This window comes from Hymenobacter psoromatis, assembly GCA_001596155.1.
In the GTDB taxonomy this organism is placed as follows: Bacteria; Bacteroidota; Bacteroidia; order Cytophagales; family Hymenobacteraceae; genus Hymenobacter.
This window is the reverse complement of the sequence record CP014771.1, coordinates 203,670-216,645: the sequence shown is the minus strand read 5'-3', so window position 1 is coordinate 216,645 and position 12,976 is coordinate 203,670. Positions and strand designations below refer to the sequence as shown.

The following is a 12,976-nucleotide window of genomic DNA, read 5'->3' as shown; positions in this document are numbered from 1 at the left end:
TCCGTCTAGTAACAACGTTTCGTGCTGGCTAAAATAAGCTTCAAATTCGTCTACGCTAGCAAACGCTCGTTTAGGCAAATGACCAGACAGTGTTAAAGCTTCTTGAAGCACCATAATTCCTCGGTCTTGATAACGTTTAGCATTCGCGGTATCCATCCCACTTACAAAACCAAGTAAATCGTAAGTTAAACTGGCTTTAAAGCTAAATAGGGTAAATAGCAGCAGTTCTTCTTCCGTTTTAATAATGGACTCATGAATGGCAAAAGCATCACGGTCAGCTATTTGTAAATCAAATAAGCGCGAATAAGCTTGCTTAAAATGAGTCAGTAATTTTTCAAATCGAGCTTGTGTCAAGCCAGTTGCTGCTCGCCATTTACGTTCGGTAGTAAGGGTCGAAGTGGAAAGTTGCATAACCTAAGCGGAAATATATTTCTCACAAATTTACGTCACCTTGTACCTCGCAACAAGTCTAGTATTGGCCAGAGCCTCGGGTAAAATGTCGATATCATCAGCAAGAATTACGAAAGGCGAACTTTTTGAACGATACTGTTCAGGATGATAAACCGCCAACTGCACGGCTCTACTCTTAGAGCCTGATACTATGTAAATCTGCAGAATTTCAGCCCACGGAATAGTACCCACATTCAATCGAGTGTCGTTGATGCCTGCGTTGTCGAGTAATATTATTGGCTGGCGGCTAATACCTCTTATTACATCTATTATTAAAAATAATACGGCGGCACCTAGGACTATTATTAATATATTATCACTTGTCTGAAGTGTTTTTTTCTCAGTCGTGATAGAATAGAGAGCTGTCAGAAGAATTATAGAAATTATTAGAGGCTGTCCAATGCTCCAGCGCGAGCGGCGAATAATTAATGGCTCCATATCTGCTACCTCAGACAGCCACCAATCTCTTTAAGCCGGCTCCGCAATTATCAGATTATGGTTGGTGTAGATGCAGATATCGGCCGCGATATGCAGGGAATCTTCTACCATTTGGCGGGCGGTGAGGTGCGGGGCGTGCTTCTTGAGGGCCAGCGCGGCGGCTTGCGCATACATGGCGCCGCTGCCGATAGCGGCCACGTCCATGTCGGGCTCCAGCACGTCGCCGGTGCCACTCACGATGAGCAGCTCGTCCTTGTCGCAGACCACCATCATGGCTTCTAACTTACGGAGATACTGGTCTTTGCGCCAGTCTTTGGCCAACTCAATGGCGGCGCGCTTGAGGTTATTGCCGTAGGCAGCCAGCTTTTCCTCAAAGCGGTCGAGCAGCATAAAGGCATCGGCCGTGGAGCCGGCAAAGCCGGTGACGACCTTGCCGTCGTTGAGCTGGCGCACTTTGCGCACGTTGTTTTTGGCTACGTGCTTATCCATCGTGGCCTGGCCATCGGCCCCGAGGGCAATCTGGCCGTTGTGGCGCACGCCGAGCACGGTTGTGGAGCGAATTCTAGTCATTACAATCGGGGAAAATGTAGGGGCGGGGCTTGCCCCCGCCCGTCGTTGCACTTGCGACAGAACAACAGCGTTCTGGTCAGCTCGTTCAGTGACGGGCGGGGGCAAGCCCCGCCCCTACTTTAAAATCAAATCAGCATCCGCATGGGGTCTTCCAACAAGGCTTTCACGGTTTGCAGGAAGGCCGCGCCGGTGGCCCCGTCCACTACCCGGTGGTCGCAGCTCAGGGTCACCTTCATGATGTTGCCGATGGCCAGTGCGCCATCCCGCACCACAGCAGTTTGCTTGATGCCGCCCACGGCCAGGATGCAGGCATCGGGCGGGTTGATAATGGCGGTAAATTCATCAATGCCGAACATACCCAGGTTGCTGATGGTGAAGGTGCTACCCTCCCACTCGGCAGGCTGGAGCTTCTTGCTTTTGGCCTTGGCGGCCAGCTCCTTCACCTCGGTGGCAATGGCCGACAAGCCCTTGCCGTCGGCGTTGCGCACCACGGGCACCAGCAGGCCCTCATCCACGGCCACGGCCACGCCGATGTTCACCACCTTGTTCTGGCGGATGCGGTCGCCGAGCCACGACGAGTTGATGGCCGGATGCTGCTTCAGCGCCACGGCGCACGCCTTGATAACCAGGTCGTTGAACGACAGCTTCACTGGCGACAGCTCGTTGAGCTTGACGCGGGTTTCCATTGCCCGGTCCATCACGATTTCCATCGTCAGATAGAAATGCGGAGCCGTGAACAAGCTCTCCGACAGGCGCTTGGCAATCACCTTGCGCATCTGCGACACCGGCGTGTCGGTATAGGTTTCTAGTGCTTGGCTGTTGGTGCCTGGTGCCTGGGCGGCAGGCTTAACAGCTTCGGGCAGGGCAGCCTGGATGTATTCGCTCGGGGCCGAGGCGGGCGCGACAGTAGGAGCCGAAGCAACGGCCTGGGGCTGAGCACTTTCGAGGTCGCGGGCCACGATGCGTCCATTTTCGCCGCTGCCTTTAATCTGGCGCAGGTCCACGCCTTTGTCTTTGGCAATGCTCTTGGCCAGGGGCGAGGCGAGCAGGCGGCCGGTTTGGGTTGCTGGTTGCTGGCTGCTGGTTTCGGGTTGAGGAGCGCTGGGCGGGGCGGCTTCGGGCGCGGCGGGGGGGGTAGGAGCGGAAGCGCCACCGCCGCTCTGACCGCTCAGTAGAGCCTGAACGTCAGCGCCTTCCTCGCCGATAATGGCTAGCACGCCATCCACGGCCACGGCTTCGCCTTCTTTGGGGCCGGTGTAAAGCAGGGTGCCATCCTCGTAGTTTTCCAGCTCCATCGTGGCTTTGTCGGTCTCGACTTCGGCCAGCACATCGCCCGCTTTCACCTTGTCGCCCACCTTTTTGAGCCAGGCGGCAATGGTGCCTTCGGTCATCGTGTCGCTCATCTTGGGCATGCGCACCACGGTAGCCTTCTTGCCATTGGCGGGCGCGGCGGGGGTAGGCGCAGCCGGAGTTGGGGCTGGGGCGGGAGCGGGCGCGTCGGCCTGGGGCGCTGGTGCGGCGGCCGGGGCAGGCGTGCTACCTCCGTTCTGGCCGCTGAGCAGGCCCGAAATATCTTCACCTTCTTTGCCCACAATGGCCAATACGCCATCCACGGCCACGGCTTCGCCTTCCTTGGGGCCGATGTAGAGCAGGGTGCCATCCTCGTAGTTTTCCAGCTCCATCGTGGCTTTGTCGGTCTCGACTTCGGCCAGGATATCGCCCGACTTCACTTTGTCGCCTACTTTCTTGAGCCAGGCCGCGATGGTCCCCTCGGTCATCGTGTCGCTCATTTTCGGCATTTTGATAATTTCGGCCATCGGAATTGCAGGTTGGGATTGGAAGCCAAAATTAGCCGCCAAAAGGTGGGGAAACAATTGGCCGCTCGGCTACCAGGTATTCGAAGTTAGCTGGCAGGGTTCAAATGGCTAATGTCCAAAAAATTACGAATCGTGTAGCGCGAGCCCGTATAGTGCAGCTTATACAGGCAGAGGTTTTGATGCTCAAAGCCATCCATGCAGCTTAGGGGGTAGCTCATGAGCTGGCACAGCAGCACGCGCAGGGCGCGGCCGTGCAGGCACACCAGCACAATTTCATCCTGCGGCCGGCTCCGGAGCAGCTCAATAAACGGGCGCTGGCGGGCGGCTACCTCGGCCGGACTTTCACCACCGGGCAGGCGGGCTTGGTCGCCGCCGGCGCGCCAGGCGTCGAGCACGCGGCCATATTCGGCGTCTTCCTGGGGCGTGATGCGGCTGCCCTCGCGGGTGCCCCAGCTGATTTCGTTGAGGGCAGCGGAGGACTCGTGCGGCAGGCCTTGGTCGATAAAATGCTGCACCGACTGCTGGGTGCGCCTGAGCCGGGACGTGTAAACGCGGTCAAACGGCGTGTTTTGGTAAGCGGCCCAGAACTGGGCGGTCTGCTCGCGGCCGCGCGCGTTGAGGTCCGAGTCGATGCCGCTGCCTTGCACGATGCCCTGCACGTTGAAATCGGTTTGGCCGTGGCGAAGAAGGTAGAGCTGCTGAATGGGCACGGGGTAGGCGCGTAGTTTTGTCCCTAAAAGTAGTGCCTGGTGCTTGGGTGTTGGTGCCTGGATTCGTTGGGCACCACTCGGCTCAGGGTGGCAATTTTAACAAGGCAATGAGCGACCTGTTCTAACACCCAAGCACTAACACCCAAGCACCAAGCACCAAAAAATGACCCTCGAAGACGTAAAAACCTGGGCCTCGCACCGCCCTACCCTGGCCGACGCGCTGGGCATTGAGCTGACGGATATCACTGATACCTACCTCGAAGGCCGCATGCCGGTGGATGGCCGCACGCACCAACCAATGGGCCTGCTACACGGCGGGGCCTCGGTGGCGCTGGCCGAAACACTGGGCAGCATCGGCGCGGCCACTCGCATCGACGTGACCAAGCAAGCCTGCGTGGGCCTGGAAATCAACGCCAACCACATCAAGGGCGTGCGCGCCGGCTGGGTGCGCGGCCGGGCCACGGCCCTGCACGTGGGCCGCACCACGCAGGTATGGGAAATCCGCATTACCCACGAAGAAACCGGCGCGCTGGTGTGCATCAGCCGCCTCACAATGGCCGTGATTGACCTGCCCCAGCAAGCGTAATGCAGCCTCCCGAACCGCGGCTGCTGACCTGGCCGGCCACCACTGCCCACCTCGATGCGCTGGCCCGCCTGCGCCACCTGGCGGCGGGCGCGCTGCGCACGGGCCGGCCGCTGGCCATCTGGCGCGAGCCGGGCGCGGCGCAGCCGCGCCTGCTGGTGGCCCGCTCGCTCGAAGCCACCTACACCGGCCTACCCCCCGCCCTGGATGCGAACGCGCCGGCGGGCTTCGCGTTTTTTCCGTTTCGCGATTCGGACCACAACCCGGCGCTTTTTCTGCCCGCCGACGTGCAGTACGACCTCAGTCAGCCCGAGGTGGTGCGCCTGGCGCCCGCCGCGCGCGAGCTGGTGCCCAACATTGCCGCCTGGCTCACGCTCCCTACCCCCCCTATCCTGGCCTGGCACCACAGCCCGCAGCCCGCCCCGCCCGCCACTACCCAGGCCGACTACACCGAGCTGGTGCGCACCGGCGTGGCCGCCATCGAGGCCAGAGAGGTGGTGAAAGTGGTGAGCTCGCGGGTGGCGCACCGGCCGCTGCCGACGGGGTTCGACCCGCTGGTGGCGTTTGAGGAATTGAGCCGGCAGTATGAGCGCGCTTTTGTGTCGTTGGTGAGCGTGCCGGGGGTAGGGACCTGGCTGGGAGCTTCGCCCGAGGTGCTGGCCGAGGTCACAGCCGACGGGCATTTTCACACGATGGCCCTGGCCGGCACGCAGCCGCTGGTGCCGGGCCACACCCCGCAGGAGGCCATCTGGCGGCAGAAAGAGATTGAGGAGCAGGCCCTGGTGGCGCGCTACATCGTGAGCTGCTTCAAGCAGCTGCGCCTGCGCGAATACCAGGAAACCGGCCCGCGCACCGTGGCGGCCGGGCAGCTGCTGCACCTACGCACCGACTTTGAGGTGAACTTGCAAAACGTGCCTTTAGCCTCTTCTCTGGGCACCGATATGCTGCGGCTGCTGCACCCGACTTCGGCCGTGGGTGGCATGCCCAAGGTGGCGGCGCTGGAGTTTTTGCGCCGCCACGAGCGCTACGACCGCGCTTACTACAGCGGCTTCCTGGGGCCGGTGAACGTGGCCGCGCCCGGCGTCTCGCGCCTCTTCGTGAACCTGCGCTGCCTGCAAGTGCGCCCCAATGAGGCCATCCTCTACGCCGGCACCGGCCTCACCGTCGATTCGGACCCGGCCCGCGAGTGGCAGGAAACGGAGCTGAAGCTGACCACCGTGGCCGCGGTGCTGGGGTAAGAATGCGCCGGGGCGCGTTCCTACTTTACCTTGCCAAAGCGCATTCGGGCCAGCTCTCGTAGCGCGAACTTTAGCTCCGCTGATTTTCACGCTACCACTAAACTACCCCCTGCCCATGAAGCGCTCATTTACTTTACTCATCTTACTGAGCACCTGTTTCTTATCGGCGCAGGCGCAATTACCCGATTTGCTGCAAGCCTACGCGCGCACCAGCTCCGTGACGGGCCGCGAGGAGGAAGCCAGCCACTTCGTGGAACAGTTATTTAAAACCGGCACCCTGCGGCGCGACCGGCTCGGCAACCTCGTGCTAGTGCTGGGCAGCGGCAGCCCGCGCCGCCTGCTGACGGCCCCGCTCGACGAGCCCGGCTACGTAGTGAGTCAGATTCAGGCCAATGGCTACCTGCGGGTGGCCCCGGTGGGCGGCGGGGCGGCGGGCACTTTATATCACCAGTTTTTGGAAGGGCACGATGTACGTATCGGCACGGCCAGCGGCCCGCGCAACGCCATTTCGACCGTGCCCTCGTCGCACTACGACAACCTGCGGGCCGCGCCCGAACGCACCCTACCCCCCTTTTCGTGGCAGGCCGCATTCTTGGACGTGGGCGCCAGTTCGGCGGCGGCCGTGGCCCAGCAGGATATTCACTTGCTTGACCCGCTGACTTTGGAGAAAAAGCCCGTGCTGGTGGCGCAGCAGTGGGTAGCCGCGCCGGCCATGCGCGAAAAAGCCGCCGTTGTGGCCCTCGCCACTGCCGCCCAGGCGCTGCTGGCCGCGCCGCCCGCCGGCACCACCATCATCGCCTGGACCACCCTCGACCTGCTCAACGGCAAGGGCTTTGAGGCCGTGGCCAACAAATACGGACCCTTCACCGAGGTGTATCGCTTCGAGCGCAACCTGGAAGCGGAGGCGCAAGGCACGGGCCAATTTCTGGCCGACCAGGCGTTTACGTCCCTACCCGGCCAAACGCTGGCGCAGCCCACGCGCCCGGCGCGCAAGCCGGTATTCCCTAACACGCAGCTCGCCAACGCCCACACCTACCTGTTGGGCCTGCCCGCCCGCTACCCCCACACGCCCGTCGAGGCCGTGGCGCTGGCCGACGTGCAGCAGCTCATCCGGGCGTGGCTGGTGTCGGCGGGCGCGCCGGCCACGGCCATTGCCCCGGTCCCTACCCCTCCGGTTTTGCCCAAGCCGCCCGCACCAGCGCCCACGCCCGAGGCCCATCTGCTGGCGGGCCTGGTGACCAGCTACGGCGTGAGCACCGCCGAAACGCCCGTGCGCGAGTTCATTGCCAAGCAATTACCGGCCTGGGCCAAGCCTACCACCGACCAGGCCGGCAATCTCATCCTGAGTTTTGGCCAGGGAAAAAAACACCTCGTATTTGTAGCTCACACGGACGAGGTTGGTTTCGTAGTCGATTCCATTCGGCCCGATGGGCGGCTAGTACTCGGCATAAAAGGCGGCGCGTTTCCCTGGCTCTGGGAAGCCCAGCCGGCGCTGCTGCATCAGCCAGGGCAAGCCGATGTGGCGGCCGTGTTTGAGCCGCGCCCGCAGTACCTGAGCGCCACCAAGCGGGCGGCGGCCGGGCCGCTCACGGTGTTTGCGGGCTATGCGTCGGCGCAGCAGGCGCGGGCGGCGAGCATCGAAGTGGGCCGCACTACCGTGACTATGCCCAAGGCGCTGCGACTGCTGGGTGCCAACCGCGCCGCCGCGCGCGGCCTCGACGACCGGGTGGGTTGCGCGGCGCTGCTGCTCAGCCTGCGCCACCTCGACCCCGCCAAGCTGCCCTGCCGCGTCACCTACGTGTGGTCAACGGGCGAAGAAATCGGCCTGCTGGGCGCGGCCTTCGCGGCCCAAAGCCTGCGCGATGCCGACGTGGTGTACCCGATTGACACCTTCGTGTCGTCGGATGCCCCGCAGGAATCGCCCGCTTTTGGCTACTGCCCGCTGGGTCAGGGCGCGGTTATTCGGGTGGTCGAAAGCATCAATTTTGCGCGGCGCGACCTGGTGCAGCACGTGCACGCGCTGGCCGACCGCCAGCACATTGCCATCCAGGAAGGCATGACGGTGGGCGGCACCGACGGGATGGAATTTATGAACTACGGCATCCCATCGGTGCCGCTGTCGTGGCCCGGCCGCTACTCGCACTCGCCCGTAGAAGTGCTCGACTACCGCGATATGAATAGCCTGGTGCGCCTGCTCGGCGCGCTGCAAACCGAAGGCGCGGCCACCAAGCCCGGCCGCCCTACCCCCCCTCCCCGACCCTAACCGCCCGCATGAACAACCAAGCCGTTTTCAACATCGCCGAAATCTGCGCCCGGCACGGCATCACCGACGTTATTCTATCGCCCGGCTCGCGCTCGGCCCCGCTCACGCTGGCCTTCGCACGGCACCCGGCCTACCGGGGCAAATTGCGCGTGGTGCCCGATGAGCGGGCCGCCGCCTTCATTGGCCTCGGCATCGCGCAGGCCACGCGGCGCACGGTGGTGCTGGTGTGTACCAGCGGCACGGCCGGCCTCAACTACGCGCCCGCCGTGGCGGAGGCATTTTTTCAGCAAATCCCGCTGCTCATCCTCACCGCCGACCGACCGCCCGAGTGGGTTGACCAGCTCGACGGCCAGACCATCCGCCAGCGCAACCTCTACGGCGCGCACGCCAAAGGGGCCTTCGATTTTCCCGCCGACACTACCCACCCCGACGCCAAATGGCACGCCGAGCGGCTAATTAACGAGGCCATTAATTTAACCCAGGCTGGGCCGGCCGGGCCGGTGCAGGTGAATATTCCGCTGCGCGAGCCGTTTTATCCGAAGCCGGGGGAAGACATTGTGTACGAGCAGGATGTGAAGATTATTCGGGAAGAGCCGAATATCCTGCGCTCTACCCCCGAAGCATTACAAAGTCTAGGCACTGCTTTATCATCCTTCGGACGTATTCTTTTTGTCTTTGGTCAGCAGTCACGCCAGCTTTGGCATACGCTTTATGAAGATAAGCTTGATGACATGGTGTTGGAAGAGATATCCGGGGCCGTTTTCGTTGGAGATATTATTAGTAATGTCGGTCGTCAGGAAAGCGGACTTGATGTAGTACACGATTCACAAGACATTATTTTTGCGGGAGCATCAGAGAATTTAAAAAGACAACTCAAGCCGGACTTATTAATTACTTGTGGCTTATCATTAATTTCCAAATCACTCAAACAATTTCTGCGTCAGTACAAACCACAGGAGCACTGGCATATACAGGCAGCAGGTGAAGTAGCCGATACTTTTAAGTCACTTACTAGAATTATCAGGGCTGACCCGGCGGAGGGAATTTCTATGCTATTAGAAGCAACGGGGCCGTTGCAAGCGCTACCGCCCGAAATACTAGAAGAGCGGTGGGCATATCGGCGGTCCTGGCTAGAAGCCTCTATGAAGTCGAGCCAAGTTTTAACTGGCAAAAAAAGCCCGTTTCATCAGCAAAAAATATTCAACGAATTTTCGGTTTTCCGTCAATTATCAGTTGCTTTACCTGACCATACCGCCCTGCACCTCGCCAACAGCATGGCCGTGCGCTACGCTAATATCCTGGGCTTGCCCGAAGGCCGGCAAATCGAAGTCTTCGCCAACCGCGGCACCAGCGGCATCGACGGCTGCACCAGCACGGCGGTGGGCGCGGCGCTGGCCCAGCCCGAGCGGCCGGTGGTGCTGCTGACCGGCGACGTAGCTTTTTTCTACGACCGCAACGCTTTTTGGCACAACTACCCTACCCCCAACCTGCGGGTCGTGCTCTTCAACAACCACGGCGGCGGCATTTTCCGGCTCATTGACGGGCCGCGCGACCAGCCGGAGCTAGAAGAATTCTTTGAAACCACGCAGGCGCTCACGGCCGAGAACCTGTGCCGCGATTTTCAGCTGCGCTACTTCCCGGTGCGGTCGTTTGCCGAACTAGATACCGCGTTGCCGGTTTTCTTTGCAGCCGAAACGGGCGCGGCGGTGCTGGAAATCTTCACGGATTCTAAAACTAACGCCGCTTTTTTCGAAGAATACCGCGCCGCCGTGCGCAAAGCTTTTTCGTAGAGCAACTCAGCGACTTCTGCGCCTTCAGCGGGCTAAGTCGTTCACATAATTTAGCCCGCAGAGGGCGCAGAAGTCGCTGAGTTGCTGAGTTCAATTTCAATTTTTATGTCTGAAACAATCGAGTGGACTTCGATTAAGGAGTTCCAGGAAATCATTTTCTCCCAGCACGGGGGAATTGCGAAAATCAGCATCAACCGGCCGCAGGTTCATAATGCCTTCACGCCGCTCACGGTGGATGAGATGATTGAGGCGATGGATATTTGCCGCAACCGCACCGATATCGGCGTCATCATTCTCACCGGCGAGGGGGGTAGGGCCTTCTGCTCGGGCGGCGACCAGAGCGTGCGCGGTCACGGCGGCTACGTGGGAGGCGATGCCGTGCCCCGCCTCAACGTGCTGGATTTGCAAAAGATGATTCGCAGCATCCCGAAGCCCGTAATCGCGATGGTGGCGGGCTGGGCCATTGGCGGCGGGCACGTGTTGCACGTGGTCTGCGACCTCACGGTGGCGGCCGACAACGCCCGCTTCGGCCAGACGGGCCCCAATGTGGGCTCGTTCGACGGCGGCTTTGGCGCGAGCTACCTGGCGCGCATCGTGGGTCAGAAAAAAGCCCGCGAAATCTGGTTCCTCTGCGACCAGTACGACGCCCAGGAAGCCCTCGACATGGGCCTCGTCAACAAAGTAGTGCCCCTCGATAAGCTGGAAGAAACCACCGTGAGCTGGTGCCACAAAATATTAGAGAAGAGCCCCTTGGCGCTGCGCATGCTGAAATCCAGCTTCAACGCGGAGCTCGATGGCCAAGCCGGTATTCAGGAGCTGGCCGGCAACGCTACCCTGCTCTACTACCTGAGTGAGGAAGCCAAAGAGGGCAAAAATGCCTTTATGGAAAAGCGCCAGCCCGACTTCTCGAAGTTTCCGAAATTCCCGTAGGGCGCGCAAAATCGGCCGCCCCTATTAGTCATAAAAAAAGCCTCGTCAACTGACGGGGCTTTTTTAGTAGGAAGGAATTTTCACTGGTCAAAAACTAAAGCCGAGGGCGTGGAAACTATTACAGACGGCTATGAAGAACCGCCGCTGCTCCTGCTTGCGCCGCTTTTTCAGGGCTTTGGCATGGGCTTTTAGGGCGGTGAGCTTGGGGCATGCGGCGGGGGTAGCGTCGATATGCTGGATGGGCGCGGTGGGCTGCAGCTGAGTAGTCATGGCAGTAAGGGGAAGAGTACCTGTCTAATATACGGCGTTTTTTTCTAAAGAGTGAGTACTCATTCACTAAAAAGCTCCCTATTATTGAGAGCAAAGTGTAATAACCACGCGAGGAAGGTACCCGAACGACTCCGCTCTGATGCGATTACTTCGCTTTAATCGCAATGACAGATGATTTGAATAAGTTATAGAGCGGTGCTCAATTTATAAGTTTATGTAGCCCATCCGCTACCCCCCTATCGTTGCCTAGCCTCGGCACTTTGTTCTGCCCGCCCAATTTTCCCACGCTTTTCATGTAGCGCTGGAACGCGTCGGCGGGCAGCGGCGTGAGCAGCAGCGGCACCAGGATGCTGCCCTGGCGCAGGTCGTCGTAATAGGTATTGCGCTGGCGCAGAGCCACATCGAGCGCGGCGGCGAAGCTTGGGGCGTCGTGGGGGGGGTAGGCGAATTCGACCAGCCATTCGTGGCGCGAAGACCGGGTTTTATCCTCGCTCACGAGCGGGGCCACGGTGAATTCAGTGACTTCCGTTTCGGGGTGCTGGCGCACGGCCTCGCGCAGGGCGGCTTCCACTTCCTCGCCGATAACGTGTTCGCCGAAGGCGGAGAGAAAGTGCTTGATGCGGCCCGTAACGACCACGCGGTGCGGGTGCAGGTCCACGAAGCGCACGGTGTCGCCGAGCGAGTAGGCCCAGAGGCCGGCGTTGGAGGTGAGCACCACGGCGTATTGCTGGTCCAGCTCGACGTCGGCGATAGTGAGGCGAGGTGGATTTTCTTCGAAAAAGCGCTCAGCGGGCACAAATTCGAAGAAAATGCCGCTGTCGAGGCGCAGCAGCAGGCCGGGGTTGCCGGGCTGGTCCTGGAAGGCCAGGAAGCCCTCGGAGGCCGGAAACAGCTCGATGCTATCGATGGGCCGGCCAATGCTTTCGAGCAGGCGGGCGCGGTAGGGCTCCATGCTCACGCCACCCGATACAAAGAGGTCGAGCTGCGGGAAAATGTCGCCCACCGGCCGGCCGGCGCGGGCCGTGAGGCGGTCGAAATACATCTGCACCCAGGGCGGAATACCGGAGATGAGCGTCATATTTTGACCCAGGGTTTCGGCCACGATGGCATCGAGTTTGGTTTCCCAGTCTTCGATGCAATTAGTGGCGTAGCTGGGCAGCTGGTTGCGGCGCAAATAGGCGGGCACATGGTGGTTCACGATGCCCGAAAGCCGGCCCGTCGGGATGCCGCCTACCCCCTCCAATTCGGGCGAACCGGACAGGAAAATCAGCTTGCCATCGAGGAAGCGTGCCCGGCCGGTGGCGGCCACGTAGTGCAGCAGCGCGTCTTTGGCGCCGCTGATGTGGTTGCCGATGCTGGCCTTGGTGATGGGGATGTACTTGGCGCCGCTGGTGGTGCCGCTGGTCTTGGCCAGGTACAGCGGGCGGCCGGGCCAGAGGATGTCGGGTTCGCCGGCTTTTACGCGGTCGAAGTAGGTTTTTTGGGCCTCGTAGTCGCGGATGGGCACGCGAGCGGCGAAGTCGGTGGGCGTCTGGATGGCGCTAAAATCGTGGGCGCGGCCGAAAGCCGTGTTGGCCGCCGCGCTCACCAGCGCGCGCAGCAGGCGCTGCTGGGTGGCGGCGGGCCGGCGCTGCCACTGCTGGTAGCGGTGCACGGTGTAGGCGGCCAGCGGGCGGCTCAGAGCGGCTTTTATTCCCATATTGGCGAAGATAAAGGGCCGCTTTGCTTACGCCGCCCTACCCCCCTCCTGGCAGCCTGAAGGCCGCCACTGCCTGGGCAGCGGGCCGCAGGACCGCCGGCGCGGCTTCTGGCCGGGGCCGGGCGGGCACGCGCGGATATTTTGGTTAATTTCTGGCCTGAAACAATCAACAGAACACTATCGGGCTGGTTCGCCGTATGTACGAGTTACCGGTAACA

Annotated in this window: 10 protein-coding genes; 5 read left to right on the top strand and 5 right to left on the bottom strand. The window is 61.0% G+C overall.

Annotation, left to right across the window (positions count from 1 at the left end):
* Nucleotides 1–918 precede the first annotated feature (918 nt).
* The 3 genes from A0257_00970 to A0257_00960 form a co-directional block, all read right to left on the bottom strand.
* The gene (locus tag A0257_00970; GenBank protein AMR25801.1) at nucleotides 919–1,458 is read right to left on the bottom strand and encodes an ATP-dependent protease subunit HslV; all 540 of its coding nucleotides are present in this window, start codon (nucleotides 1,456–1,458) and stop codon (nucleotides 919–921) included.
* 125 nt (nucleotides 1,459–1,583) lie between these two features.
* Nucleotides 1,584–3,275, bottom strand: a complete 1,692-nt coding sequence (locus A0257_00965) for a pyruvate dehydrogenase (protein ID AMR25800.1) — start codon at nucleotides 3,273–3,275, stop codon at nucleotides 1,584–1,586.
* 86 nt (nucleotides 3,276–3,361) lie between these two features.
* Nucleotides 3,362–3,985 (bottom strand): histidine phosphatase family protein, encoded by a 624-nt coding sequence (locus A0257_00960; GenBank protein AMR25799.1) that lies wholly within the window; start codon nucleotides 3,983–3,985, stop codon nucleotides 3,362–3,364.
* A 163-nt stretch (nucleotides 3,986–4,148) separates the two neighbouring features.
* On the opposite strand from A0257_00960, the gene A0257_00955 reads away from it, so the two are divergent.
* The 5 genes from A0257_00955 to A0257_00935 all read left to right on the top strand — a co-directional run bounded on the left by A0257_00955 (nucleotide 4,149) and on the right by A0257_00935 (nucleotide 10,789).
* Nucleotides 4,149–4,571: a thioesterase gene (locus A0257_00955; protein AMR25798.1), complete on the top strand. Its 423-nt coding sequence runs from the start codon at nucleotides 4,149–4,151 to the stop codon at nucleotides 4,569–4,571.
* A gap of 20 nt (nucleotides 4,572–4,591) precedes the next feature.
* Nucleotides 4,592–5,806, top strand: a complete 1,215-nt coding sequence (locus A0257_00950; protein AMR29572.1) for a chorismate-binding protein — start codon at nucleotides 4,592–4,594, stop codon at nucleotides 5,804–5,806.
* A gap of 115 nt (nucleotides 5,807–5,921) precedes the next feature.
* Nucleotides 5,922–8,069: a hypothetical protein gene (locus A0257_00945; GenBank protein ID AMR25797.1), complete on the top strand. Its 2,148-nt coding sequence runs from the start codon at nucleotides 5,922–5,924 to the stop codon at nucleotides 8,067–8,069.
* 8 nt (nucleotides 8,070–8,077) lie between these two features.
* The gene (locus tag A0257_00940; protein ID AMR25796.1) at nucleotides 8,078–9,859 is read left to right on the top strand and encodes a 2-succinyl-5-enolpyruvyl-6-hydroxy-3-cyclohexene-1-carboxylic-acid synthase; all 1,782 of its coding nucleotides are present in this window, start codon (nucleotides 8,078–8,080) and stop codon (nucleotides 9,857–9,859) included.
* Nucleotides 9,860–9,964: 105 nt separating this feature from the next.
* Nucleotides 9,965–10,789 carry a 1,4-dihydroxy-2-naphthoyl-CoA synthase gene (locus A0257_00935; protein ID AMR25795.1) on the top strand — a complete coding sequence of 275 codons (825 nt, stop codon included), beginning with the start codon at nucleotides 9,965–9,967 and terminating at the stop codon, nucleotides 10,787–10,789.
* A gap of 87 nt (nucleotides 10,790–10,876) precedes the next feature.
* Here A0257_00935 and A0257_00930 read toward each other — a convergent pair whose 3' ends face one another.
* On the bottom strand, nucleotides 10,877–11,059 hold the full coding sequence (locus A0257_00930; protein AMR25794.1) for a hypothetical protein: 183 nt from the start codon (nucleotides 11,057–11,059) through the stop codon (nucleotides 10,877–10,879).
* A gap of 199 nt (nucleotides 11,060–11,258) precedes the next feature.
* Nucleotides 11,259–12,758, bottom strand: a complete 1,500-nt coding sequence (locus A0257_00925; GenBank protein AMR25793.1) for a hypothetical protein — start codon at nucleotides 12,756–12,758, stop codon at nucleotides 11,259–11,261.
* Nucleotides 12,759–12,976 lie beyond the last annotated feature (218 nt).